The sequence below is a fragment of the Clostridium drakei genome (assembly GCF_000633595.2).
GTDB classification, from domain to species: Bacteria; Bacillota; Clostridia; order Clostridiales; family Clostridiaceae; genus Clostridium_AM; species Clostridium_AM drakei.
This window is the reverse complement of the sequence record NZ_JIBU02000018.1, coordinates 26,610-52,749: the sequence shown is the minus strand read 5'-3', so window position 1 is coordinate 52,749 and position 26,140 is coordinate 26,610. Positions and strand designations below refer to the sequence as shown.

The 26,140-nt window shown below is 28.4% G+C and carries 24 protein-coding genes and 1 riboswitch; of the genes, 2 read left to right on the top strand and 22 right to left on the bottom strand.

Annotation, left to right across the window (positions count from 1 at the left end):
• Nucleotides 1-49 precede the first annotated feature (49 nt).
• The 3 genes from EG57_RS0209620 to EG57_RS0209610 all read right to left on the bottom strand — a co-directional run bounded on the left by EG57_RS0209620 (nt 50) and on the right by EG57_RS0209610 (nt 2,987).
• Nucleotides 50-1,441, bottom strand: a complete 1,392-nt coding sequence (locus tag EG57_RS0209620; RefSeq protein WP_032077018.1) for a sensor histidine kinase — start codon at nt 1,439-1,441, stop codon at nt 50-52.
• On the bottom strand, nt 1,422-2,102 hold the full coding sequence (locus EG57_RS0209615; protein ID WP_032077075.1) for a response regulator transcription factor: 681 nt from the start codon (nt 2,100-2,102) through the stop codon (nt 1,422-1,424). Before EG57_RS0209615 ends, EG57_RS0209620 begins: the two co-directional genes overlap by 20 nt.
• Nucleotides 2,103-2,264: 162 nt before the next feature.
• Nucleotides 2,265-2,987 (bottom strand): polysaccharide deacetylase family protein, encoded by a 723-nt coding sequence (locus EG57_RS0209610; RefSeq protein WP_242859833.1) that lies wholly within the window; start codon nt 2,985-2,987, stop codon nt 2,265-2,267.
• A gap of 391 nt (nt 2,988-3,378) precedes the next feature.
• On the opposite strand from EG57_RS0209610, the gene ytaF reads away from it, so the two are divergent.
• On the top strand, nt 3,379-3,981 hold the full coding sequence (ytaF, locus tag EG57_RS0209605; protein ID WP_032077017.1) for a sporulation membrane protein YtaF: 603 nt from the start codon (nt 3,379-3,381) through the stop codon (nt 3,979-3,981).
• A 36-nt stretch (nt 3,982-4,017) separates the two neighbouring features.
• Here ytaF and EG57_RS0209600 read toward each other — a convergent pair whose 3' ends face one another.
• Entirely contained in the window at nt 4,018-4,938 is a 921-nt protein-coding gene (locus EG57_RS0209600) for a ketopantoate reductase family protein (RefSeq protein ID WP_032077016.1), read from the bottom strand.
• Nucleotides 4,939-5,202: 264 nt separating this feature from the next.
• Here EG57_RS0209600 and EG57_RS0209595 point away from each other — a divergent pair, with 264 nt between their 5' ends.
• Nucleotides 5,203-5,673 carry a DUF2975 domain-containing protein gene (locus EG57_RS0209595; protein ID WP_032077015.1) on the top strand — a complete coding sequence of 157 codons (471 nt, stop codon included), beginning with the start codon at nt 5,203-5,205 and terminating at the stop codon, nt 5,671-5,673.
• A 50-nt stretch (nt 5,674-5,723) separates the two neighbouring features.
• Here EG57_RS0209595 and EG57_RS0209590 read toward each other — a convergent pair whose 3' ends face one another.
• The 18 genes from EG57_RS0209590 to EG57_RS0209505 form a co-directional block, all read right to left on the bottom strand.
• The gene (locus tag EG57_RS0209590) at nt 5,724-6,656 is read right to left on the bottom strand and encodes a metallophosphoesterase (protein ID WP_032077014.1); all 933 of its coding nucleotides are present in this window, start codon (nt 6,654-6,656) and stop codon (nt 5,724-5,726) included.
• Between the two features lie 142 nt (nt 6,657-6,798).
• Nucleotides 6,799-8,190: a L,D-transpeptidase family protein gene (locus tag EG57_RS0209585; RefSeq protein WP_032077013.1), complete on the bottom strand. Its 1,392-nt coding sequence runs from the start codon at nt 8,188-8,190 to the stop codon at nt 6,799-6,801.
• A gap of 309 nt (nt 8,191-8,499) precedes the next feature.
• A complete protein-coding gene (gene arsA, locus EG57_RS0209580; protein WP_032077012.1) occupies nt 8,500-10,245 on the bottom strand; it encodes an arsenical pump-driving ATPase in 1,746 nt (581 codons plus the stop codon).
• Between the two features lie 21 nt (nt 10,246-10,266).
• Complete coding sequence (gene arsD / locus EG57_RS0209575) at nt 10,267-10,644, bottom strand: arsenite efflux transporter metallochaperone ArsD (RefSeq protein WP_029163677.1); 378 nt, start codon at nt 10,642-10,644, stop codon at nt 10,267-10,269.
• Between the two features lie 84 nt (nt 10,645-10,728).
• Nucleotides 10,729-11,055, bottom strand: coding sequence for an ArsR/SmtB family transcription factor (locus tag EG57_RS0209570; protein ID WP_029163676.1), 327 nt, complete (start codon nt 11,053-11,055; stop codon nt 10,729-10,731).
• 147 nt (nt 11,056-11,202) lie between these two features.
• Nucleotides 11,203-12,249, bottom strand: a complete 1,047-nt coding sequence (gene arsB, locus EG57_RS0209565) for an ACR3 family arsenite efflux transporter (RefSeq protein ID WP_032077011.1) — start codon at nt 12,247-12,249, stop codon at nt 11,203-11,205.
• 364 nt (nt 12,250-12,613) lie between these two features.
• Entirely contained in the window at nt 12,614-13,582 is a 969-nt protein-coding gene (locus EG57_RS0209560) for a permease (protein WP_032077010.1), read from the bottom strand.
• A gap of 116 nt (nt 13,583-13,698) precedes the next feature.
• Nucleotides 13,699-13,938: a thioredoxin family protein gene (locus EG57_RS0209555; RefSeq protein ID WP_032077009.1), complete on the bottom strand. Its 240-nt coding sequence runs from the start codon at nt 13,936-13,938 to the stop codon at nt 13,699-13,701.
• 31 nt (nt 13,939-13,969) lie between these two features.
• Complete coding sequence (locus tag EG57_RS0209550) at nt 13,970-14,263, bottom strand: ArsR/SmtB family transcription factor (protein ID WP_029163672.1); 294 nt, start codon at nt 14,261-14,263, stop codon at nt 13,970-13,972.
• Between the two features lie 90 nt (nt 14,264-14,353).
• Complete coding sequence (locus tag EG57_RS0209545) at nt 14,354-15,775, bottom strand: spore germination protein (protein ID WP_032077008.1); 1,422 nt, start codon at nt 15,773-15,775, stop codon at nt 14,354-14,356.
• A 20-nt stretch (nt 15,776-15,795) separates the two neighbouring features.
• Nucleotides 15,796-16,935: a Ger(x)C family spore germination protein gene (locus tag EG57_RS0209540; RefSeq protein ID WP_032077007.1), complete on the bottom strand. Its 1,140-nt coding sequence runs from the start codon at nt 16,933-16,935 to the stop codon at nt 15,796-15,798.
• A complete protein-coding gene (locus EG57_RS0209535) occupies nt 16,916-18,010 on the bottom strand; it encodes a GerAB/ArcD/ProY family transporter (RefSeq protein WP_032077006.1) in 1,095 nt (364 codons plus the stop codon). The genes EG57_RS0209540 and EG57_RS0209535 overlap by 20 nt, the downstream gene beginning before the upstream one ends.
• A gap of 153 nt (nt 18,011-18,163) precedes the next feature.
• Nucleotides 18,164-18,709: a hypothetical protein gene (locus EG57_RS0209530; RefSeq protein ID WP_032077005.1), complete on the bottom strand. Its 546-nt coding sequence runs from the start codon at nt 18,707-18,709 to the stop codon at nt 18,164-18,166.
• Between the two features lie 3 nt (nt 18,710-18,712).
• Nucleotides 18,713-20,299, bottom strand: coding sequence for a glycosyltransferase family 39 protein (locus EG57_RS0209525; protein WP_032077004.1), 1,587 nt, complete (start codon nt 20,297-20,299; stop codon nt 18,713-18,715).
• A 192-nt stretch (nt 20,300-20,491) separates the two neighbouring features.
• Nucleotides 20,492-21,433, bottom strand: a complete 942-nt coding sequence (locus tag EG57_RS0209520) for a tRNA dihydrouridine synthase (RefSeq protein ID WP_032077003.1) — start codon at nt 21,431-21,433, stop codon at nt 20,492-20,494.
• A gap of 197 nt (nt 21,434-21,630) precedes the next feature.
• On the bottom strand, nt 21,631-23,343 hold the full coding sequence (locus EG57_RS0209515) for a methyl-accepting chemotaxis protein (RefSeq protein WP_032077002.1): 1,713 nt from the start codon (nt 23,341-23,343) through the stop codon (nt 21,631-21,633).
• A gap of 74 nt (nt 23,344-23,417) precedes the next feature.
• Nucleotides 23,418-23,501, bottom strand: a riboswitch (cyclic di-GMP riboswitch).
• Between the two features lie 320 nt (nt 23,502-23,821).
• On the bottom strand, nt 23,822-25,336 hold the full coding sequence (locus EG57_RS0209510) for a sensor domain-containing diguanylate cyclase (RefSeq protein WP_032077001.1): 1,515 nt from the start codon (nt 25,334-25,336) through the stop codon (nt 23,822-23,824).
• Nucleotides 25,337-25,635: 299 nt separating this feature from the next.
• A complete protein-coding gene (locus tag EG57_RS0209505; RefSeq protein WP_108849494.1) occupies nt 25,636-26,139 on the bottom strand; it encodes a GNAT family N-acetyltransferase in 504 nt (167 codons plus the stop codon).
• Nucleotide 26,140 lies beyond the last annotated feature (1 nt).

The following is a 26,140-nucleotide window of genomic DNA, read 5'->3' as shown; positions in this document are numbered from 1 at the left end:
CTTCTCTTTCACCTTATACTTTTTCTTTATTTGCCTGATACCAAAAACTCTATTTTCCTATATCCAATGTCACCACTATTTTTGTACCTTTACATTCTTCGCTTTCTACATTTATAGTTCCCTTATGCATATCAACAATCCATTTTGCTATGGACAATCCAAGCCCCGTACCACCTTTTTCTTTAGATCTAGATTTATCTACAATATAAAATCTATTAAATATATTTTCAATTTCATTTTCAGGTATTCCAATACCTGTGTCACTAACAGTTATTTTTACAGCTTTGTCTTGAACTTCTGAGCTTATATTTATCTTTCCATTCTCTGAAGTAAACTTTATGCTATTATCAATAAATATTCTTAACATCTGCTTTATCATTTTATAATCTGCAAAAATTTTTACAATATCATTTTTATTGCTGCATATGCTGCGCTCTTGTGCTATTATTTTACTTTCCTCCACTACTTCATCAATTAATTCATTAATCCAAAATTCCTTTTTTTCTATTACTTGAGTGCCACTATCCCCTCTTGCAAGGAACAATAATTTTTCAATTAAATCAGCCATATTAGCAGCTTCTAACTTAATTCCATAAATGGATTTTTCTAAAGCATTTCTATCATCCTTCCCCCATCTGTCCAGTAAATTAGCATATCCTTGAATGACCGCAATAGGGGTTCTAAGTTCATGTGAAGCATCTGAAACAAATTGTGCCTGCCTGTTAAAAGCTTCTTGAAGTCTATCTATCATTTTATTAAAGGTGCTAGCAAGCCTTTTAAGTTCATCATCAGATCCTTCTTTTACTTCTATTCTTTCCTTCAAATTTTTGATACTTATGTTTTCAGCAGTTTTAGTAATATTATCAATAGGTTTCAACATTTCTTTACTTACCATATATCCTAATATAATTGAAGCAATAACTCCTATAAAGTCAGCTGCAGCCATAACTACAAATAATATTTTCATAAACTCATATTCATTGTGCATATCCTTTACTATTTGAATATATACAGTGCTATACTTTTTACTTTCATATTTAACGTTTTTATATGTTAAATGACGCTCTTTATCCTCCATATGCTTTTCTTTACTTGGTGATTTTTTGAAATTAGATTGTTTAATATTATAATCAAATTTTTCTGATGAATTTATTACTTTGCCATCCTGTTGTATTATCCTTACAGATACATTTTCTTTAGACGGAAAGTTTGATAAAATTTCTTTACTTGCCAAATCCATCTGCTCATTTTGTGATGTAATCTTATTTAACACTATAGTTTGCATATCTTCTATCTGTTTATTTGCTTGATTGTACATATAATACTTAACACCATACAAAATTGATGCATTTAACAAAAGCAATACTAAGGAAAACATAAAAGCATATATTACTGTGAGCTTTATAGAAATTTTTGCACTTCTAATTATCTTTAATAACATATCCTACTCCTCTTATAGTAGTTATAAGTTTATCTTCAAAGCCATCATCAATTTTACTTCTCAAATATCTTATAAACACATCTACCACATTGGTATCTCCATCATAATCATACCCCCATATCTCCTCAATTAATTTATCTCTAGTAAGTACAATATTTTTATTAATTAAAAGCGTTTCAAGAAGATAATATTCTTTTTTAGTAAGCTCAATTTCCTTATTACCTCTCCAAACCTGATGGGTTTTATTGTCCATAACAATATCTTTAACTTTAATTTCATCATTTTTATTTTTTAAGGTTTTATCCCTTTTATATACCCTTATTCTTGCCAATAATTCTTCTATGGCAAATGGTTTAGTTAAATAATCATTGGCACCAACATCAAGTCCTAAAACTTTATCTGGTACATCTCCTTTAGCTGTCAACATTATTATAGGTACATAAGAAAACTCCCTTATTCTTCTGCAAACCTCAATACCATTCAAATATGGTATCATAATATCAAGAAGAATTAAGTCATATTCCACATTATCTACTTTTCTTAAGGCTTCTCTCCCATCATAGGCTTTATCAACTTTATATCCTTCATGAACAAGCTCCATTTCAATAAACATTGACATTTGTTTTTCATCTTCCACTAAAAGAATTTTAAAATCCTTCAAATTACCACCACCCCATGCTATTTCTAGTCTGTTGAAAAAATTATAACCTAACTTTATCATATTTTATATTATCCATACAAAATTAAAATTTAATTAAAATACAAAGTAATATTTTTAAATCTGATAAAAAAATATACAGGCTAAATTGGCCTGCATAATTATCTATTTTTTACAATCTATATACGGAAACAAGAAATCAAATAAATTAAAAGACTTTTTAGTTATAGGAAAATAAAGCTCTGGTGTATCTTCTGTAATTATCTTAAATTCATACCCTTTATCCTTATAGTATTTAATTATTCTAGGTAATGCTTTGCATGTATTTTTATGCATATAATCACAATGCAAAAGTAAAATTATGCTAGATAATTCTTTCTTGTTATCTGTTGCTTCTCTATATAATCTATCTGGAGAAGCTTTTGGGTTTAAACCATCTGCAGTTACCATATTCCAATCATATATTTTAAAATTATAACTATGAAGTTGAGTGAGAAAGTCATCTGAAAGGTGTTTTCTACTTCCTCCTGGAAACCTAATTACATTAGCAGAGACACCAGTTACTTTATTTATCTTTTCACGAGATTGCAGCATTTCATTTATAAAGGTATTTTTGTTAGAGTAAATCCGCTTCATTTTATGTGTGTAAGTATGAAGTCCAATACTGTGTCCTTCTTTATGGATTCTTTTCACAACATCTTCTAAGCCGTCGATTTGATTTCCTATAAGAAAGAAAGTACCCTTTACATCATTTTCTTTTAAAATATCTAGCACTTTATTTGTAATGATGTCACTTGGACCATCATCAAAAGTTAAATAAATCACCTTTTTGCTACCATCCGAAATGGTAGCTTTTGATTTTTCAAGTCCATATTTATTAGTCAACATAAATGTAAATAGTAAAAATACTATTAAAAAAATCGATATTTTACTTTTTCCTTTCAAATTATACATCTCCTAATTCATATAAAATCCAATATTTATCAAAACATCTGATACAAAAATAACTTTAAAAACAATTCTAGTTTTGATACTATTTACACTTATTATTTGTGACTAATGAATATTTAATTACTAGTAAATTCTACATTTTTATTAAGTTAATTTATAGATTTAGGCTATATACAATTACTATATTTCAATGATAATATTTTAAAATCACAACTGTAAAATTCAGTAAAGAAATTACCATTTTACGTTTAAATTTTACAAACAATACTTGTAAAAATTATATATTATTAAGATAGAATTAAATAAGCTTAAAAAGGTGGTCTTAATTATGCATTTGATCTATACAGTTTTCATTGCTCTAATCAATAACCTAGACAACATAAGTGTTAGAATTGCCTATAGCATTCGAGGTATAAAAATATCTACACTAAAAAACTTATGGATTTCTGTTATAACTTTTGTTATTTCTTCTCTTGCTGCGTTTTCTGGAAACTTTTTAACAAAAGTTCTTAGCAGTAATATATCTTCAATATTAAGTATGTTGTTACTTATAATTATCGGCCTTTGGATTATAGTAGAGCCTTATTTTAATAAAGCTTCTGAAGATAAAATGAAACAAGATCCTTCTATATACAATGTTTTGAGAAATCTAGAAATTGCAGATTTAGATAACTCTAAAGATATCGATTACAAAGAAGCAACTTTATTAGGTGTTGCTATGTCTGTAAACAATATTGGTGGAGGTATAAGTGCAGGTATGATTGGTTTAAATTCAATTTTAATAGGATTGTTTTCAGCTATAATAAGCTTCTTAGCTCTATGGTCTGGAAACTACATTACAGAATTTTTTAACAAAAGGAATCTAGGAAAAAAAGCTACTTTTGCATCAGGAATTATATTAATCTTAATTGGAATAAAACAAGTTATATGATTAAAAATTCAACTTTGGCAGTTTAAAAATAATATTTTACACAAACTTTTTCTCCATCTCCTGTACCTTTTCATACAGCCATTGATTTGTAGGAGTTGGCACATTGTATTCTTTTCCTAGGTTAATTACTGTTCCAGCAAAAAGATCTACTTCTGTATTCCTGTGAGCTTCCATATCTTGAGCCATAGAAGGTATTCCTAATGGATTTAATGTTGAAAGTACCTTTAACCAATATTTTAAATCAGTTTCATCTAGGTTTGTACCTGCTTTTTCAGAAAGATCAATAACCTCTCTCATAGCTGATATCATAACTTTTCTAGGTTCGCCTTCTGCTTGTACACCACCATAATTTGTTGAAAATACTGCTACTGTCTGATTTACTCCTGTATTCATCATAAATTTTCCCCACATTTTATGCTTCATATCTTTGGGAATTTCATAAGGAAAATCTATAGTATGAAAAAATTTTGCAACAGAGGTAACTTTTTCAGACATTATATTGTTATCTTTCTCACCAAAGCAAAGCATTCCCATATTCTCATAATTCAGCTTATTTTCAAGCTTTACCGCATCCATTCCCTGTGCAACACAATAAAGCATTTTTTCCATTCCAAAAGTTTTTCCTATAATTTCTTCACTTGAAATTCCATTTAACACTGAAATAATAATTGTATTTTTTCCTACTTGTTTTTTTGCATCCTCTATAGCTTGCTGCAACTGATTAAATTTCACAGAAAAAATCAATAAATCTGCAGGCTCTTGCTGGGTTTCTGGTAAAATATAATTGAAATCACAAATCTCATTATTACAGTAAATCCCCTGCTTTTTATATTTTTGTATACGTTTTTGGTTTGCAATAATGCGAACTTTATCTTTGCATAATTTATCTGAAAAATATTTTGCATACATCGTTCCCAAAGCACCTAATCCAACAATTGAAACAGTTCTAATGTTCATTATTTAACATCTCTTTTCTTCTAATTTATTATTTTTTACGTTTTACAATATTATAACATTTTTTTCAATAAACCTTAATCATAAATTGAACAAGTTGCAAAAATTAAGTTTTCAATTACAAATATGGCTTTTCGTTTTACAAAGTGGATTGAGTCTAAATTAAGCATATTTTACTTGTATATAATGAATATCAATAATAATTTATTGATAAACAATGAAATATGTATTATAATGGTATATAATACAATGAAAGGGGTGTTGTAAATGAAAAGTGAAAAAATTAAATCATTATTAACATCATTTTTATGGCTGTCATTAATGTTAATAATTATAAGTTTAATAGTAGGTAGTATTGTTTTTATATGTGAAATAATTGGTGATAAAACTACTTTAAGCTTTCTATTTAAAAAAATATATATAGCAATTGTACTTTTAGGATATTCACTTGCTATATACATTTTACTGAGACTAACAGATAATTTTAAAGAAAATCCTTTTATTCAAAGTAGTGTAAAACGTTTTAATATAATTGGATACATTTTTTTCATAGAAGCAATTATTGAAGCCGCTTATAGTTCAATATTTAATCCTGATCATGGTTTAGTTCAAATATTGGGCCTTAATATAACAATAGGCTTAGTAACATTAGTAATTATCTCATTAACATTTTTCCTGATTGCAGACGTATTTAATAAAGCAATAAAAATAAAAGAATATAATGACTTAACAATATAACATAAACAAATAAAATAGTTGTGCCAAAAGTATACTTTGCACAACTATTTCTATTTAACAATATTTGTTTTATCAGTTCTTAAATCAAATTCTTCAATTGGTTTTGGACCTCTTAATATTTTTTTTCTTATATGAAGATCACCTGATGGATCATATCGAATACTCCATTCAATTAACATTATTTTTCCATCTACTATTTCAATTCCTTGTATTCCACTTGCTCGTACACAGGACCCATCATTGAAATAAGGTAATTCTTCAACTTTTGGAAAATGTGGTCTATGTGTATGTCCACAGATAATCATAATTTTGTTCATTTCAATCCAATTGTTATAGATGCGTTCAATTTTATGAATCTTTTCAGCATTTTTTACAGGGCTCGCAGGATTTATAAAACCTATTGAATGAAGATATCTCCAAAAATATCTTACTGTAAGCCTAGTAAAGTGCCATAACTTATCATTCATCCTGTCACCTTGATGACCATGAACAGTTAATATTTCCTGTCCTGTACTTTTATGTTTAAATATTACTGCCTCATATGGAGTAATCCCAGGAAATAATTCTACATCTTCCTGGTTATAATCATCATAAAATTTATAATAATTCTTTTTTACAAAATTCTTATACTTTAAATATATATTGTGGTTACCATATAACATAATCAATCTATTAGAATCAAAGAATTTTTTTAATAGAGAATATACTTCATCATGTGCCAGTCTTATTGCCTTAAAATCAGAACTTTCCCAAAGTTCATCCCCATCTCCAACCTCAACATAGGTGTATCCATTATTAAAATAGGATTCTAATGCAAATAAAAAGATATTTTGATTTTTCGAAAATTCATCAGATGGTGTAGAATCTCCTCTATGGCAATCACTGAAAAATATATATTTAGAATTGTTATCAAAGTACTCAATTTTTGCGTTGTTATAGGCTTCCGTCAACCTTTTTTCTGCTAACTTCTTTTCCGATATCATAATCACCTCTTTTGAGACTAATAAAAACTTTCGTATTAACATAAAACAAAACTTAAATATACATCTTATTACTTATTATTTCAGACTTTTCAACAATATATACATCTTATATGCCTCAATATTTTTAGTTTGCGAATTCAAGTTAATAATGGCATATAACTGGAGTTCCTGCCTCAATATTATCAAATATGTTTTTCGCTAAATAATATGGACAATTTACACAACCATGAGAACCATCCCCCCTATATATGATCCCTCCAAATTCACTTCTCCAGCTTGCATCATGAATGCCAATTCCTCCGTTAAATGGCATCCAAAAATTAACGGGAGACTTATAACCTGGACCAACTAATACAGCATCTCTATCTTTATATTTTAAACTATAGATACCTTTTGGGGTGCCATGATTACTTGCATTACCAGTAACAACATCCCCTTGTACTATCAATGATCCATTTTTATAAAACCACAAATGTTGTCTTGTTATATTTATTTCCACATAGGTGTTTCCTATGTCATTACTATCATGAGAAAAAGCAGTTTGAGCATAAAAAGGCTCCTTTACTATAGTTTTTCCCTGTTTAATTACTTCATTCAATTCTTGCATTTCCTTATCAGTATCAATTAGCCAGCCATAATCACCGCCGCCAATACTTATTGTATTACCTGATGCTGAAGCAAAACTTCTCATCTTCCCTACAGTATTATAGTTTTCAAACAATGTCTTCATATAAGTGTTTTCTTTTTTCTTATCAACTACAACTTCAAAATTCTCATTAACTTCAAGCCATTTATTTATTATAGATCCATCTATGGTTTCTTTACGATTTTCAAAAGTATAGGTGATCTTAGAAGCTACATATTTATTAAGAATATTTTTATTGTCAATAGTCTTTTGAGATTTTGAAGTATACTTTGGATTTATATAGCAATTATCTGCTTCTAAATCTATTGTAGTTTCTTCATTCTGTATGGCCTTTGCCATTCTATCATATAAAATATCATTATTAATCTTATTTCCATTTACTTCATTTACAATCACATAACCCTTGTCTGTATACTTGAAATTTGGATTTTTAGGTTCAATTATATTACACTTATCAAAACAAGAAAGCTTCTCCACCTTTTGCTTTAACAATTCATTATCATATGTAACTGCATCTGTCATTTTTAAATTTTCTTCATTGAAGAATGCTGAAATCCACTCCAAAGGCTTTTGTGAGGCTTTTAAACTTTTATATTCTCCTCCTAAATTATGCTTCAAATCAATATCAATACCTTTAATTTGTTCATTTTTGTCCCCACGTTCTTTTAAATTTAATGTATATTTTTCCAATTCAGCTTCCATTTGTTGCTTAGCTTCATCTACAGTTTTACAAGAAACATTGATATGATTAATTTGAGATCCAAAATAAAAATGATTAACAAAGTATGCAGCCATACCCAAATATATAACAAGTAAAGCACAAAGAGAAATTACAATACCCATAACAATTTTATTGTGTTTATCCTCTTCTCTTTTTATAATACCCATCCCCTTATAATAATTAAAAATCAAAACACATTACCATAATATGTAATGTGTTTTGATTTTGTTACATAAAATACTACAAAAATTTAACAGAAAATTAAGGTATAAAAAAAAGTAAAAGAGATTCTCTTTTACTAAATAAGTATTGATAATATTTGTCTCTAGTGCAAATTTAACTTTTTCAAATATAATTTTGACTTGATATAAGTATAATGAACCTCAATTTTTCAGAGGACAATAAAGGTGTGAGTTTTCCTACTTCGCTGTCCTCTCAAAAATATTGTGCTGAATTTTTAAACTAAAAAACTTCAGTTATTTAATTAAATCCAGTAATCTATCCTCTTTTAATTCTTTTTCCTTCCACTCAATAACTGCAAAATTCCCATCAGAAATTTCACTTACTTTATTTATCCAGGCTATCTCATTACTTGCTTTTGCTCTAAGAATAGCATTGGTGGTATCTGTTGCAAACAAACTTGAATTTATAACCCACCATTTACTATTGATACCTGCTCTTTCTAAATCCGCCTCTAATCTCATAGCTTCATATACAGGTGTGGCTTCAGCTAAGGTTACAATTATAACCTCTGTTTCATCAGCATTTCTGAGCTTAGGCAAGAGCTTTTTAACTGATTCCGGTATATCCCCTTGTGAACGCTCAATTTCTTTATTGTAGCTTTGGGTAGAATCTAATAACAGCAATGTATGTCCTGTTGGTGCAGTATCTATAACAACTGTTTCATTTTTAGATCTATCAACTATTTCTGCAAAAGCCCTGAATACTGCAATCTCTTGAGTACATGGAGACCTTAAATCTTCTTCCACATAAGCCAAATCTTCTTCTCCCATAGTTTCTCTAGCCTTACTTAAAACTTCTTCTTTATACTTTTCCAATTCCTTCTTTTCATCAATATGACTTAAAGTAATGCCATAGCTATCATCTAAAACAAACTTTAAATGTGCTGCTGGATCTGTAGTGGTTAAATGTACCTTTCTATCTCTTTCTGCAAGACCTAGTGCAATAGCTGCTGCTATAGTGGTTTTTCCAACTCCACCTTTACCCATAGTAAAAATTACTTTTTTATTTGTACTATATAAATCATCAATTACTGTTTTTAATTTTAGCATCTTTTCATTATTTAAAGCTTCATCACTATATTTAATATTGTCTTCCTTTAAAAAAGCTCTTACATTTTCAAGACCTGTTACATTATAAGGTCTTAATGGAATTTTATATGTCTTTAACTTTCTTAAATGTTTTGGTATATTTTTTAAAACTTCTTCTTGTTTTTTATAAATTGAGCTGGAAAGACGGTCATCATGAATTTTTAATACTCCATTAATAAGTAATATTTGATTATTTACTCCTATATCTTGTAGTTCCTTGGATGCCCTTTCTGCCTCCTTTAAAGGTGTTCTTTGCGGCCGTGACACAAGTATAAGTGTGGTTCTTTTTTCATCTGCTAAAGTTTTTACAGCCTTTTTATATACTTCTTTTTTACTTTCAAGTCCTGCCAATTGTCCTAAGCAAGATGCTCCATGTGTATTTTCACTTATAAAATTACTCCAGGCTGATGGAAGCTGAAGCATTCTTAAAGTATGTCCTGTTGGTGCAGTATCAAATATAATGTGTTCAAATTCTTTTTCTACTTTTTCATCAGTTATAAAATTAGAAAATTCATTAAAGGCTGCAATTTCCACAGTACAAGACCCTGAAAGTTGTTCCTCCATATTTTTTATTACTGCATCTGGAAGCTTTCCCTTATATGGCGAGATAACACTTTCTCTGTATTCTCTGGCAGCTTGCTCTGGATCAAAATTTGCTACTACTAAATTTGGTACTTCTTTAATAGCAATTCCTTTATTATTTAACTCTGTACTAAATACGTCCTGCAAGTTTGAAGCTGGATCTGTACTTATAAGCATAATTTTTTTCCCTTGATCGGCTAAAGTAACTGCAGTTGCACATGCTGCTGATGTTTTTCCAACTCCACCTTTTCCAGTAAAAAATATATATTTAGTTAACTCTAAATTTTCCAAGGAAAAATTCTTTACCATAGTTATCCCTCTTTTCTTTAATTAGCAGCAGCCACCATTACAACCACATCCACCAGATTTCTTTTTAAACTTAAGTCCAGCTTTTAAATAATCTTCTGATATTCCAAGCAATTTACAAAACTCTTCATTAGTTGGATATGAACCTTTCTTTACTACAGCATTATCAACTATAGTAACTGGTAATACATCTATTCCTTCACTATTTAGTATTTCATTAATAACTTTATTATCAATAAAAGACTGAGGACTACTTGTTAAATTGTATCTTTCAATCATTACGCCTTTTCTTTTCAAATTATCTAGTACTGTAGCTACTCTTAATAATTCTGGATCAACTCCTGGTCCGCATACTCCTGTTGAACAACACATAGCTGGATCGAAAATAATCATTTTTTTCATATTCTACCTCTCCTTTATTCAAAATAAAATTTTATTTGATGGTTACCTAGTATGACACTCTTATTAAGCAAGATTAATTGATTATTATTCACTACAATTACATTTGTTTTTTTCTTTACAAATACAATCCTCTGTATCAGTAAAGATCCCCATTAAAAATAACATCAATTTACTCGTATTATTAGTATCCAAACAGTAATGACTCCATAAACCTTCTTTTCTAGACTTTACAAGTCCACACTCAATCAATACTTTCATATGATGTGATAATGTAGGCTGTGTAAAATCAAAACTTTCCAATATCTCACAAGCACATTTTTCACCACATGAAAGCATATCAAGAATTTTTAATCTGCTTGGATCTGATAACGCTTTAAAAATTTTAGCATTAATTTCATATTTGTTATCCACTGCATCACCTCATATATAGATAATTATCTATATATAATATAAATCATAATCCATATATAGTCAATATTATTCAAATGTGTTAATTATAATAAATAAATTTATATATATAGTTATCTATCTTGATTATTTCAGATAATTAATCCTAATTTATTTCAATCCAAAATACTTTCTCCCCCATGATAAAGCTACATTGACAAGTGCAATCATAACAGGTACTTCAATTAATGGTCCTATAACAGCAGTAAAAGCCTCCTGTGACTGAATGCCAAAAACTGCTACTGCTACTGCAATTGCTAATTCAAAATTATTACTTGCAGCTGTGAATGATAAGCTAACTGTCTTATGATAATCTATTTTTGACTTATAACTTATAAAAAAAGATACTGAAAACATAATTAAGAAATATATAAGCAAAGGAATAGCAATTCTTACTACTTCCATTGGCAATTCAATAATATATTTTCCTTTAAACATAAACATTATAACTATAGTAAATAATAATGCTATTAAAGCTAAAGGACTTATCTTAGGCACAAATGTTTTAGTATACCATTCCATTCCTTTTTTAGGCTCTAACAACAATCTTGTAAGGATTCCCCCAATAAACGGAATACCTAAATAAATAGCTACCGAAGAAGCTACTTGACCCATAGAAACATGAACTTGCATACCTTCTAGTCCTACAGCTTTTGGTAATACGGTGATAAATATATAAGCAAATATTGAATAGAATACTACCTGAAATATTGAATTAAATGCTACTAATGCTGCTGCATATTCACTATCTCCATCTGCAAGACTATTCCATACAATAACCATAGCAATGCATCTTGCAAGTCCTATAAGAATTAACCCTACCATAAGATGCGGATACCCTCTAAGGAATATAACTGCTAGAGAAAACATTAATAATGGTCCTATAACCCAATTTTGAACTAATGAAAGAGTTAATACCTTTGGATTTTTAAAAACCTTTCCAAGTTCCTTATAATTAACTTTAGCAAGTGGTGGATACATCATAACTATGAGTCCTATTGCTATAGGAATAAATGTTGTTCCAATTGATAATTTTGATAATGCATCAGATAAACCTGGCAGCGCCCATCCTAAAAATATTCCTAGTGCCATTGCTATAAAGATCCATAATGTTAAATAACGATCAAGCCATGACAATTTTGATGATTGATTACTCATACTAATCTCCCCTCCCATATATAGATATTCATCTATGTATAGTATAAACAATCATTTATGTATAGTCAATATTATATAGTTATTTTAGCATTATATTATTTACTACATTTATTGTAATCTATATTTAGCATTTTATGCATTTATATACAAAGTGTTACTATTACCCTTCAAAACAATATAACTTTATAATGTTTACTTATTTAAAAATCAAATTCTATTACTATAAAGAATACTTCTTCCAGAAGCGTATTATTAAATTTAATATAATAATATACTTGAAATAAATTAAACTTTATAACTATAAATTATATTAATTTACAACTAAAGAAAGCTTTTAACAACTGGCTTTACTATATACAAAGTTTTAACTTATCATAAAATTAAATAAATATCCAGTAAACACTATTCCTAGTGCCGCTACTCCAAAGAACACTGCCAATAATTTAGGTTTTAAAACCCTTCTCAAAAGAATTGCCTCTGGTAAACTGAGAGCTGTAACGGCCATCATAAATGCCAAAGCTGTTCCCATTGCAACTCCAGCTCTTGTAAGTTCACTAACTAGTGGAATTACCCCAGCAGCATTAGAATACAATGGAACTCCAATTGCAACGGCTACAAATACTGCAAATGGATTACTCTTTCCTGCATATTTTGCTAGTGCTCCCGCTGGAATCCATCCATGTATGAAACCACCTATAGCAATACCGATTATTACATACAAGCATATTTTCTTTATTAAATCCTTAGTGAAATTCCAAGAATCTATTAATCTTTCCTTTATTGTTGGATCAGGTAATTCCAAATCAGAATTCATTTGCATTTCATAAACATATCCTTCTACATGCTTTTCCATTTTTAATTTTCCAATTATGATACCACTTACTATTGCAATTATCTCACCAGAAACTACATAGATAACAGCTATTTTTATTCCAAACAGACCATAAAGAAGTCCTAGTGCAACTTCATTTACCATTGGTGCAGCTATTAAAAAGGAAAACGTAACTCCAAGTGGCACTCCTGCTTCCACAAAACCAATAAAAAGTGGTACTGCAGAGCATGAACAAAATGGTGTAACAATTCCAAGTAAAGCTGCAAAAACATGTCCAATAAATGTGCTTCCTTTACTTTTGGCAAGTATCTTTCTTGTTTTTTCTGGTGGAAAGAAACTTCTTATAAATGTAATTACATAAATAATAATTAGCAATAATATAAATATCTTTATAGTATCAAATACAAAGAAATTTAAAGCGCTTCCAATTCTACTTTCTTTAGCAATTCCAAATACATTATAAACAATCCAATCAGCAAAAATTTGTACAGGTGTAAACATATTATCTCTCCATTCATATTATAACTTTATAATTAAATACTTATGTACTGTTTTAATTTAATGGACTTTAATTCCATTAAATTAGGATTAAAGTCCTTTTTTAATATAGCTTATATTTATATTTCTTCATTAATATATTTTTCAATCTCATCAACAGTACAAACTTTACCAAACATTTTAACTTTTTCATTAATAACTATAGCAGGCGTTCTCATAACTCCATATTTCATGATATCTTTAATTTCCTGTACTTTTGTGATGTCGGCTTCTACATTTAGCTCCTTAACAGCCTCCTTTGCATTTGCCTCAAGTTTTTTACAATTTGAACAACCTGAACCTAAAATTTTTATTTCCATAATTTACTCCTCCTAAATTTATATAATTATTTTATTTAGAATCATCAAAATAACTCATAACAAGCTTATCCACACTATTAATAATGTTTTTTATTTCTTCACTACTAATTCTATAATGAGTGTTCATACCAACCTTTTCAGAGGATAGTATACCAGCTTCCTTAAGTATTCTTAAATGTTGAGATAAATTTGCTTGACTAAACTCTATATTTTCATTTAACTTGCATACACATTTTGGTCCATCATACAAAAACTTAACTATCTTATATCTTATAGGATGTCCCAATGCTTTAAAAATTTTAACACTTATTTCTTCCTTATTCATAATTATCCTCCGCATGTCAATAACTATATAATTAAATAATTATATAGTTATTGTATTACTTGATACTCTACTTTGTCAACATTATACTGATTATTTTTTTCTTCTTTTATTCTTTGTATTTAAAAAATTAGGTCGATGTTTATTTTGAACCACATTACTTGAAATATAATTTTTCATATCTTCATAATTAAATGGAGCTATTGGTTCAGTATATGGTACACCAAAGCTTGTAATAGATGATATTTTAATAACTATAATACTTAATGCCATACAAAATCCAAATAATCCAAATATACTTGAAAGAAAAATCATAAAAAATTTTAACAATCTCATAGAATTCATAAAAGTATAATCTGCAATAGCATAGGATGCCATAGAAGTCAGCGATACAATTATAACCATAAGAGGACTTACAATGCCTGCGAAAACTGCTGCTTGACCAATAACAATAGTTCCAACTATACTTACAGAAGAACCTATTTGTTTTGGAAGTCTTAAGCTTGCTTCTCTAAGTAACTCCAATATGACCTCCATCATTAAAGCTTCTGTAACAGCGTTTATAGGAACCTGCACTCTAGAAGCTGCAAGCAGTAAAATATACTGTGATGGAAGAAATTCTGGATGGAAGGCAACAATTATAACATATACTGAGGACAACGTAAGATTCATAATTAAAGCCATACCTCTCAAACCTTTGAGAAACATACCTACATAAGTATTGTCATAATGATCATCTCCAATGTCCAGATATTCAATAAAAGCTTTAGGTACTATTAATGCTAAATTGCTTCCATCTACTAAAATACAAATACGCCCTTCTAATATACTTGCACATGCTGAATCTGATCTCTCACTAATACCTATTTCTGAAAACAAAGTAGAATTTTTATTTGATAGAAATTTTTGTATATATCCTGATTCTAAAATACCATCAACTTTTATTTTGGCTAACTTTTTTTTAATTTCTATTATATATTTTTGATTTGCAACATCTTGAAGATATACTAATACAACAGATGTTTTTGTTCTTACACCTACAGTGCAATAGTCTGCTCTTAAGGCTGAGTCCTTTATTCTATAACGTATTAGTGATAAATTTGAATCTATATTTTCGTTAAAAGCATCTCTCGGTGATCTAACTGCAGCTTCTACTTCTGGAGACTGAATATTTCTTTTTTCAATCTTCAAAGTATTAGCTACTATATATTTGCTGCTGTCACATATAATAATGACCGATTTTCCTTGCAAAACATATTCAGTGATTTCATTTGTATCATCTTCTAAAAGGACATCATCTATGTAAATTATAGAGCTTATAATTAGTTCTGCTGTTAATGTTTGCTCGTCACTATACTGTAATAATGGCTTTATAATATTTTCTGACAAACTATTCCTATCTGTAATTTGAGGAATATATAGTATATATATTTTCTTACCTTTAACATTTAATTTTCTTGATAACATTCCTGTGATATTCTTTTTAAGTTGTTCTAATTTATGTTCCCATACCATATTCCTCTCCCTCACTTTGTTTAATGTACTTTCGCATTTGGATCTAAAAAGTTAGTGTTTACAATATTTGTATCTACATTTACATGAAAAATTGCTTTAGGATATTCTTCTTTCCAATTTATTTGCCTATAGATTTTTATATTTTGCCCTTTGAAATATCTGGCAAAACCAAAAACATCAGATTTAAATTCCTTTTGTGAACGTACCACAGAAGACAAAATATCTTCTTTTATTTCATTTTGAATTATTTTCTCTACTTCTTTCCTATCTTGTTTATTCATTGGTTCAACATTCTCTTCATATTGCATTTGTGATTTTAACTTTAAATTTATATAAATGTTAATTACATTATCTTTATAACTAGTTTTTATGCTTCGTTTTACTAAATTACTTTTAATTGAAATTAAAGTCTTGGGATTTTTAGGATAAGTAATAGATCTTATATCAGTAGTTTTTTTTGATAGCACAAATAAAAAACCATTACCATCTTCACGCTTAACAGTACCTACCAATTTATTGCCATTAAATGCTGCAAACCCTACATATTTAATAGCATCATTCTCTTCTGTAATGTATGGAAGTAAAAATCCTATACTTCCAAATTCTATATCTGATTCTATATCCTGAACTGTTTTATATAATGCTCTTCCATTTAAGTCTAAATGCTTAACTGTATCTTCTATTCCATATCCTATGGATATATCATTATTAACTTTTTTACTATAAAGTTCATCCACTGGCTCCTTACTTACAGCTAGCATTACAGAACTTCTAAGTCCAATAAGATAATAAAGTCTTTTCATATAAGATTTTATACCTCTTTCCTCAGCATATCTTTTACTGAATACAAATACCCTTATTGAGCCTGGAAAATCTGGATTAGAAATTCCAGCTTCAAAATTTGATCTTACATCATCAAAGTTTTTACCCTCAGCTTTATATTTATAAGACTCTATTACTTGATTAGTACTTCCCTTTCCTAAAAAACTTGACCAAAGCTTTGCTTTCTCACCTGCATTCACTATGTTATTATTTAAAATATCTGCTCCAGCTGAAATAGCAATAGTTCTCCTATTAACGTCCCTATAATCCCAACATCCTGTTAAAAATAAACATAACATTAATATACACGCTATTTTACTACGTCTTCCGTTTATCATATCTTTTCACCTTTGTAATTATAAATAAAATAATTGGTATGGCCCAGCACACAATAATTCCCAAATATGAATTATATTTAATTATCTCTCTTATTTGACCTACTGTTTTAGGTATTTGAGATACTATAAAAGATATAGAAATCATAATAATTACTATATAATTATATTTGATATTTTTAAATTTTTTACTTATAATAAAGCTTACTCCATATCCCCATAAGGACATAGCACAAACTATATTTATTGTCCAGATAATTACATAAAATCCATCAAGTCTTCTAATAATATCAAGACTATATACATCAACGCCTTTTAATATAGAAAGTACTGTTGATCTTATCAATATTACTAATTCTACTCCAACCACAGATATAGTTGATTCTGCTATGTATATATACAAAATTCCTATGAATCCAACCATTAACATTGTATATCTAAAAATATTCTTATTTTTTACACGATTAACTGGCATAAAAAGTAAAATTTCTATCCCCATAAAAGGAAGAATTGTACTTGACAATGCTTGAATATACGTCTTTATATCTTCAACAAAAAATAGTGGTTTTAAATTCACTAACCTACCTTTTGAAATTAAAAGATAGTTAATTAGTATACTTCCTATTATATTAATAGGTACATATATTTCACACATTCTTGCAATAACATTAATTCCTTTTGTCAGTCCATAACCTATAACTATATAGAATACTATAATTATATATATTGATGGTGTCTTATTGAGGAGAAGTGCTTTAATAGTTTCAGCATATCGCCTTGTGATCATGGTAAAAAACACAAAAAAGTACACTAAACATATGATTAAAAATAAATTTGTTATGAATTTGCCAACTAGCATTTCACTATATTCACAAAGCGTTTTATTTTCATAGTTGTACTGAAGATATGTAATTATGTATGTAGTTAAAATGAATATTATTGTTGCAATTAACAATGAAAACCATGCACCAGTACCAGCAACTTCTGCTACATCTTTGGGTATATTTATAACACTATATCCAATAACTATGCTGTATATCATTACTGAAATCTGCCTATTTGTAAAAAAATTATTCACATACTATCTCCCCTTAGATTATGTACTAATAGCATTCCCATTTAATTATGAAAGATACATAAATATGTATTATACATGATTAATGTTACTAATAAATAAAAGATGGAATAAATGTTCTCTTCCATCTTTTTATTTATTGGTAAAATTTATTTTCTATGACTGCGTCACACTGATTCTTTCTACTATTTTAGTATTTTGTTTATACCAAATCATTATTACTTGTCCTTTTTTCAAATCTGATACCTTTGTAGATGATTTTGAGCTGCCATTTCCATTTTGATCAGGCATACCAGTTTTTTCTGATATTTTAACATCACTATTAACTGTAATTGTTTTTGTCTCACCAGTATAGCTTAATTCAAGCTTGCCACCTGAAAATCCACCTTGAGGCGGTTTTCTATTGTCACTATTGTTGTTACTTCGTTTACTATTCCCATTCGAGCTTCCATTTGAATTTTGCTTTGCTACTTCTATTTTTATAGTATTTCCATCTAAAGATACTATTTTACCAATAATATCAGCATTGGACATTCTGTTACCATCCATACTTGGACCACCGTTTATTCCGCCGCCATTCATCCCTTGACCAGAGCCCATATTGGTTATATTTTGAGCTGTAATTGCCTTACAGGAAGTAAGTGACATGGAACAAACAAATAATGCTGCAATTATAAATATCCTGTATACTATTTTTCTCATATTTTATCCCCTCTTTCCAAGCAATTGCAAATACTCTGAAAGCTTTCTTTTTGACATAGAATCATATACATCCTTAAATCCCATGTATGATAAAACTATTAACAAAGGATATACTGGGTAAATATATCTAGATTTAATTTCCCATAAAACATAGAATCCAACAAACCCTAAAATCACTAAAATTAAGAACACTTCATCAAACCTTTTAGCTTTTATTCCACCTATCAATCTAACCAAAATAGAACAGTACATTAAGAAATTCATTACATATAATACCCAAATAAGCCCACTTCTATATTGTGAATTTCCCTTAAATAAATTAGTGGCAAAGGTAGTATAACTATAGCCACCCATCACCATACCTTTTCCTCTCTCTCCTGGACTAGATGCTGATTGAACACCAAGACCATATCTTTCAATTTGGTATGTTCCTTCTGTCCAGGTCCATACAATTTTCTTATAATACATTTTTGTTAAATCCACAAAGGTTAAGTTTGATAATTTATTTTTTATTTCTTCCTTAAATAATTCTGTACTTTTTTCTTTATTATAATTTCCTTGCCTTTCATATATATTGTAGCTTTGCATGTTGTCCCAAAAACCGAATCTTTCTTTATTTATACCCATGTTAAGCCACATATATGTAGGTGCAGAATTTTTATTAACAGATTGACTTACAATATGGGTATCTTGTAAAACAGCATTTTGAGTAAAGCTTGGAACATTAAATAGTAAAGCCATTATGCATAAAGAAGTCATTCCTTTTTTAATTCCAATTTTTTTTATACATAATAAAATGTAAATAACTGCAGCTATGAAAATAATAACTCCTACACTTCTAAAGTAATTTCCAATTGCTAAAAGAATTGAAGAAACAACAATATACTTAATTGACTTTTGTTTTATAAATCTTATTAAAAAGTATATAGCAGTAGTAAAAAGTGCTGTAGATATAACATCATTATATATATAATTACACATAAACAATGATGGTACATAAGTTGCCGAAAATATTAGTACACCATAATCATTTTCCTTTGACTTATAATTTATCTCTTTATATATCAAGTAAATCATTAAAGTTGTAATAAGAGTAAATAGTATATTAAAAATCTTTATAACTAAATAGTTATCTGGAAATACAGCTAATAAAGCTTGCAAATATAATACCATAGAAAAATTAAAAGGAAACATATGAAGATATCCACCACTTTGAAATGAAGAATAATCTTTATTATACAGCATGTTTAAAGCCAGTGAAACCACAGTTTGAGAATCATCTGTAGGTAATCTAGTAAATAAGAATATAATAACTATTTGAACAATAAATGAAAGTGTCAACGTTACTGGAATTACAATCTTTCTACTGTACTTATTAAATTTTAAGCACAGCTTGTACAAGCCTATACTTAATGAAATTAGAAATATTATAAGTAAAATAAAAATACCAAGCTTTTGATTTTGTAAAATAGGAGTATCACCATAAACAAAGTAATTATATTCAGCTCTTACAAAAAATGATGATGCTATGAAAAGTGCTATGAAGAAAGTAAATATTACATATATTATTTTTTTAATCAATCCTAACATATAAAAAACTCCTCTGCAGTAATTTGTTATCCATTAACTATTCTCCTTTATTTAAATTATTTGATGAATCCATTTTAACTTGTTACTTTCACCGTTTCTTAACAAATGTATGAACAATTTATTAAGTTTTTTATCATAAGAAAACTCCACACAAAGGATGTTCATTCCTATATGTGGAGCTTTTTTATTTTACTAACTTTCTAAAATGTCCTGATCTCTAAACAAACTAAAAACTGCTGCATCATAATCATACAATCTTTCTGATTTTCTAATTTTTTTTGCATATTTTTCATTGTTTGAAAACCTCGGCAGCATATAAAACCATAATTCTTTCATTCTAAACAATACATTTTTATCTCCCAAAAGTACTTCTTTATAATCTTCATAAATTTTATCATGAAAATCTTTTAATAATTTCTTTTCAGGTTTAGTATCATTTTTAATATCACCAATCAGTCCAGGATTGGCTAGTAATCCCCTGCCAAGCATTAAAGTTTGTACACTAGGAAAATCCTTAGAAAAATTTTCGTAATCTTTAACTTTAAAAATATCACCATTATAACAAACAGTATTTTTACTCAAAATCAAAGCCTCTTTGAAAATTTCCATATTAGGCTTGTTTTTGTAAAAATCTTTTTGAATCCTAGGGTGAATTATAAGCTCTTCCATAGGATATTTGTTAAATATCTCAATTAAATTATAAAATTCTTTCGGACTATCCTTTCCTATCCTGGTTTTTATTGAAATTTTTGTTACAGCTTCTGAAAAAATTTCCTCTAAGAATTCATCAAGTTCTTTTGTCTTTGAAAGAAATCCAGATCCTCTATTTTTTGAAACCACAGTTCCAGAAGGACATCCTAAATTTAAATTGACCTCATTATATCCCAACTGTTTTAATTTCTTTGACATATGTATAAAATCTTTTGCATTGTTTGTCAATAGTTGTGGAATCAAAAACAGCCCTTGGTTATTTTCAGGTAAAACGTCTCTTAATTCCTTTGTTTTAAAACTATTGCTTTGATTTGCAACAATAAAAGGTGAAAAATATTTGTCTACGTTATTGAAAAAGGCATTATGAGCATTTCGATAAATATACCCAGTCAAGCCCTCCATAGGTGCAAAATAAAAATTCATATATTAAAAACTCCTCCATTGAAATAATGTTATTGTAACATTTATGTGCTCACAACAAACATTATACTTTATTGTTGCTTATCATTTCAAATCTATTTTCCATACATACACTGGAACTAAATCCTATATAAAATATTAAGACAGCAAAGTGAATTTTGCTGTCTTAATTATTTTAACTGCATATAAACTATCAAAATTTACAGTTTGAACTTCTGTACCATATCAGTTAATTTTTGTGCAAGTTCTGCTTGATTTTGTGCAGATTTTGCAACATCACTAATGGCAAAAGTTACTTCATTAACACTTTTTGATATTTCTTCTGAGCTTGCAGCTGATTCTTCTGCAGTTGCAGATACACTTTGTATAGCATAACTTATTTGCTCAATGATCTCATTCATTTGTTTTGAAGAAGTTGAAATCTCTTCTGATATATTATTCATAAATTCCGAATCCTTTTCATATTGAATACCTGTACTCTGAAGAAATTCATAATTTGGATTAACATTATTCTCCATAAACTTAAGTACTTCTTGTCCACTTTGTGAAAGCTTATCCACCGAAGTTTTTACTTGGCCAACCATGCTTTGAATATCTACAACTGCTTGTTCAGCCTGCTCTGCTAGCATTCTTACTTCATCTGCAACTACTGCGAACCCTTTTCCTTGTTCTCCTGCTCTTGCTGCTTCTATTGCCGCATTTAAAGCTAATAAATTTGTCTGTTGTGCTATATTACCAATAGAATCAGCCATAATCTTAACTTCTTCCACAACTTTAGCCTCTTCAATTGCATTCAAAATATTTGAACGATTTTGATTGTACATAAATGTACTTTCTTCAATATTTTTTGATGCTTTAGCTTTTATATTAAGAGCACGGTCTTTTATTTCTTTTACTGATATTTTTGAATCATTTGCTTTATTGGCAAGTTCATTGGTATTGGCGTTTATTTCTTCTGTTGATGCACTGACTTCTTCAGTAGTTGCACTTAAATCTTGAACCCCCTTAGATATTTGTTCTACTGATTCATTTACTACTTCCATTTTAGATGAAACTTCTTCAACAGTTGCTGACAATTCTTCACTTGTTGCACTCATATCACTTGAACTATTCAATATTTCATTTATTAGCTCTTTTATATTTTCTCTGGACTTATTTAATTCTTTAGCAACATTTCCTATTTCATCCTTCGAATCAACATCAATTTCTGCTGTAAGATCTCCTTGTCCTATAGCTTTGGAAAACAATAAGATATTATTTAATCTCTTTGATATTACAATGGATATAAAGAGACCCAAAATAATTGCGACTATAACAGCTATTCCAATTATACTAATAGAAAATATTGTACAACTTTTAAAAATCGCATTACTGCTATTATAATCATCAGCAGCAAGCTTTGTCCCTAAGTTTACTTCTTTATCTAATACAGAAAACATATCATCCTTAACTTTTGAAAGTTCAGGAAAAATAGCATTGGCACCATTATAATCTGAAGCTTTAACTTTATCTATAAGTTGTACTCGATAACTTCTATAATCATTCAATAATTTTTCAAACTGAGCAAACTGCTCCTTATCAATAGTAGTCGTAATTGTAGTTTTATATTCTTCAATTAAATCTTTGTCTATATTTTGTAATTTATCAATATCTTCAACTAAACTGGAGACTTTATCACTATTTTTAGGATCTAAAATTTGTAAAATATCTACTCTAACAGTTGTAAGGTTTGTTTTAAGCATATTTATATCTTTTACCCCTTTTAAATCGACATTATACAAATTTGAAACATTTGAATTGATTTTTCTCATATTTGATATTCCCGCAAAACCAACAATTGCTATAAATATTATCATTATTATAAAAGCTATCATTAGCTTATATAACATTTTTAAGTTGTTAAAAATTTTCATTGTATTCCTCCTTAGTTTAAAAAATTATGTTATTCATTTTTTCAAAAAATAAAGGCCAATAATTAGTTTTAAAACTAGTTATTCGCCGGTTGCACTACTAACTCCAAATTCTCCAAGTGCCCAAGTAAAGAGAATTTTTCACGGTTTCCACTTTTTCTTAATATGTCAGTAAAAAATTATATATAATTAATTCGACATTTATCGTTAAAATCTCAACATATATAAAACAAACTATTAATAGTGACTTGTAATATTTTTAATTTTTCTAACTTATTATTATTATTATATATACTGTATACATCTAATTAATGTCATTTTAACATCTTTAAGGAACTTTTTCAACATTTTTTGCAAATAATAAAAAATACTTTTTCTACTATATTACTTGATTTCATCAATCTTTTTAAATTACTTCAAAACATTTTACGAGTTTTTTCTCAAGAAAGAGACATTTCTCACAATCAAACTCCATCTGAATCTAGGAATCACTTGATTTCATGAAAACAGTCACTTTATTCTTACTTTTTTTACTTATATAAAGAGCTTTGTCTGCAAAATCTATCAATTCATCCACGGAATGCGTATCCTTTGGAAATTTAGCTATGCCAATACTAACCGAACATCCATTTAACGCTGCTTCACTTTTTAGTCGAATTCCTTCTGCAACAGATAATAATTTTTCATCTGAAACATTACGAATTACAATAGCAAATTCATCTCCACCAAAGCGAAATACAGAACGTTCTCCAACAGTAATTTTCATTATTTGAGCAAGTTTTTTTAGTACATTATCTCCAGCTAAATGTCCTGATGTATCATTTAGATCTTTAAAATGGTCAATATCCAGTAAAAGAATTCCTAAGCTCTTCAAATTACAATTATTTATTTCTTGTTTCACGGTACTTAAAGAATTATTAAAGGCACGTCTATTATAGGCTCCTGTTAAAGAATCAATATCAGCAGCTTCTTCAAGATCATTATGTGCTTCTTCTAATCTTCCAATTGTATTATTATAAACTCTAACCATTTCTTGAAATTCTTCTTCATAATCATGTGGATCAATCTTTTTGTACTTCCCATCTTTCAAAGCGTTAAATGAAAATATTAACTTATTTAGCGGTTTACTATATCGTTTTATTGTATATATACCAAGTAAAATAACTAAAATACTTACTATGATTGACCCTATGAATGTTTCATAAATTATAATGTTTCTAATTGTCATTATGTCAGCAGTGGGAGTAATAACAGTTACATACCAATTTAAGTTTGAAACTTTACTAAACCCAACAAACTGATCCTTTCCTGAATAATCTTTCATTATCTTAAAACCCAATTTTCCCTGTAACTTATCAAAAATTACAGATTTTTTACCAATTCGTTCTTTATTAGGATGATAAACAACATAACCATTACTATCCAAAACAGAAATATAACCTTTTTTTCCGAATTCCTTATTATCAAACATGGATGCCAAGGAGTTTCCTTGTAATTTAACAGTTCCAACAACTATCCCATCAATACCGCCATTTTTCATAATTGGAACTGACATTACAACTATCTTATTTCCACTAGTGCCTGTGAAAACATTACTTATATAAGTTTTACCATGAATTGCCTGCTGAAAGTAATCTCTATATGCCAAATTTGTAACGTTATGATTGTTTACATTTCCAGACATACGTAAAATATCTCCTTTGGAATTAACAATTGTTACTACATCTACTTCAGGCACAATTTCATTAAATTTATTGAGAAGTTCCTGATTTTCTCTAATTTCATCATTTGCAGCAACTAGCTCTAGAAAATTCTCCACTTTTTTAAAGTTTTCTACAAGCTGCATACTAACATTTTCTGCAGCCTTTTCATTAGTACTCAACAATAAAGAATTAGTATCAGAAATAAAAAATTTATTAAATACTACAAATTGAACAAAACAACCTAAAACAATTAAAATAACAATCAGCAATGTAAATTTATATAAAAACTTCATTTAATCAATCCAATCCTTAATTTTTCCGCTTAACCTAAATTTAACATTTAGAATCATTATATCACACTGCTAATTACTAATCACAGTCCAATTTCTTCCTATTTTTTTAATTCATACACTACCTACTGTTCACTATTTTTCACTTTAATATATTATTGCAAACAAAAATACCATTGCTTAAAATAAGCTTTTATTAAAGCTTATTTTAAGCAATGGTAAACATGTATACTAAAACATTATTTATTCATAAATAAACAAAACATTTTTAATCAAGCTAAATTCAAATATTAAACCACAATCTATTTATCTTTATTTAATATTTTTTCATAGCAATAAAATGGTTTTTCTTTTCCTAAAAATCTCATTTCTCCAATTAAATCATAATTGCATTTCTTAAATAATGCATTCATTTTTGTATTTATGGAATAGGTATCTGTTTTTAAATATCTTATATTGTTAGCTAAAGCTAGTTCATCAACAAATTTCATTAATTCAATACCAATTCCAATTCTTCTACAGTTAAGACCAACAGCCATTCTATGAACAATCATGCACTCTTCCTTTAATGACCAGTTTAATCCATCATATTCAGCTGGCTCTATTTTATTAATGCATACAAAACCAACTAATCTTCCTTCTCTCTCTGCTACATATAATTCTCTTTCTTGAATATCATTAATAAAATCCTTTTCTTGAGGATAATTTTCATCCCATTGACTGTTGTCATACGTTCGCATTTCCGCAATAGTTCCTCTTATAATTTCCATAATATCTTTTATATCTTCCATAACTGCTTTTCTCATT

Bases quoted from the DNA above. Each gene is read 5' to 3' on its own strand.
- EG57_RS0209620 (WP_032077018.1), bottom strand. From the start codon at position 1,441: ATGTTATTAAAGATAATTAGAAGTGCAAAAATTTCTATAAAGCTCACA.
- EG57_RS0209610 (WP_242859833.1), bottom strand. From the start codon at position 2,987: ATGTTGACTAATAAATATGGACTTGAAAAATCAAAAGCTACCATTTCG.
- ytaF (WP_032077017.1), top strand. From the start codon at position 3,379: ATGCATTTGATCTATACAGTTTTCATTGCTCTAATCAATAACCTAGAC.
- EG57_RS0209600 (WP_032077016.1), bottom strand. From the start codon at position 4,938: ATGAACATTAGAACTGTTTCAATTGTTGGATTAGGTGCTTTGGGAACG.
- EG57_RS0209595 (WP_032077015.1), top strand. From the start codon at position 5,203: ATGAAAAGTGAAAAAATTAAATCATTATTAACATCATTTTTATGGCTG.
- EG57_RS0209590 (WP_032077014.1), bottom strand. From the start codon at position 6,656: ATGATATCGGAAAAGAAGTTAGCAGAAAAAAGGTTGACGGAAGCCTAT.
- EG57_RS0209585 (WP_032077013.1), bottom strand. From the start codon at position 8,190: ATGGGTATTATAAAAAGAGAAGAGGATAAACACAATAAAATTGTTATG.
- arsA (WP_032077012.1), bottom strand. From the start codon at position 10,245: ATGGTAAAGAATTTTTCCTTGGAAAATTTAGAGTTAACTAAATATATA.
- arsD (WP_029163677.1), bottom strand. From the start codon at position 10,644: ATGAAAAAAATGATTATTTTCGATCCAGCTATGTGTTGTTCAACAGGA.
- arsB (WP_032077011.1), bottom strand. From the start codon at position 12,249: ATGAGTAATCAATCATCAAAATTGTCATGGCTTGATCGTTATTTAACA.
- EG57_RS0209560 (WP_032077010.1), bottom strand. From the start codon at position 13,582: ATGTTTACACCTGTACAAATTTTTGCTGATTGGATTGTTTATAATGTA.
- EG57_RS0209555 (WP_032077009.1), bottom strand. From the start codon at position 13,938: ATGGAAATAAAAATTTTAGGTTCAGGTTGTTCAAATTGTAAAAAACTT.
- EG57_RS0209550 (WP_029163672.1), bottom strand. From the start codon at position 14,263: ATGAATAAGGAAGAAATAAGTGTTAAAATTTTTAAAGCATTGGGACAT.
- EG57_RS0209545 (WP_032077008.1), bottom strand. From the start codon at position 15,775: ATGGTATGGGAACATAAATTAGAACAACTTAAAAAGAATATCACAGGA.
- EG57_RS0209540 (WP_032077007.1), bottom strand. From the start codon at position 16,935: ATGATAAACGGAAGACGTAGTAAAATAGCGTGTATATTAATGTTATGT.
- EG57_RS0209530 (WP_032077005.1), bottom strand. From the start codon at position 18,709: ATGAGAAAAATAGTATACAGGATATTTATAATTGCAGCATTATTTGTT.
- EG57_RS0209525 (WP_032077004.1), bottom strand. From the start codon at position 20,299: ATGTTAGGATTGATTAAAAAAATAATATATGTAATATTTACTTTCTTC.
- EG57_RS0209520 (WP_032077003.1), bottom strand. From the start codon at position 21,433: ATGAATTTTTATTTTGCACCTATGGAGGGCTTGACTGGGTATATTTAT.
- EG57_RS0209515 (WP_032077002.1), bottom strand. From the start codon at position 23,343: ATGAAAATTTTTAACAACTTAAAAATGTTATATAAGCTAATGATAGCT.
- EG57_RS0209510 (WP_032077001.1), bottom strand. From the start codon at position 25,336: ATGAAGTTTTTATATAAATTTACATTGCTGATTGTTATTTTAATTGTT.
- EG57_RS0209505 (WP_108849494.1), bottom strand. From the start codon at position 26,139: ATGAGAAAAGCAGTTATGGAAGATATAAAAGATATTATGGAAATTATA.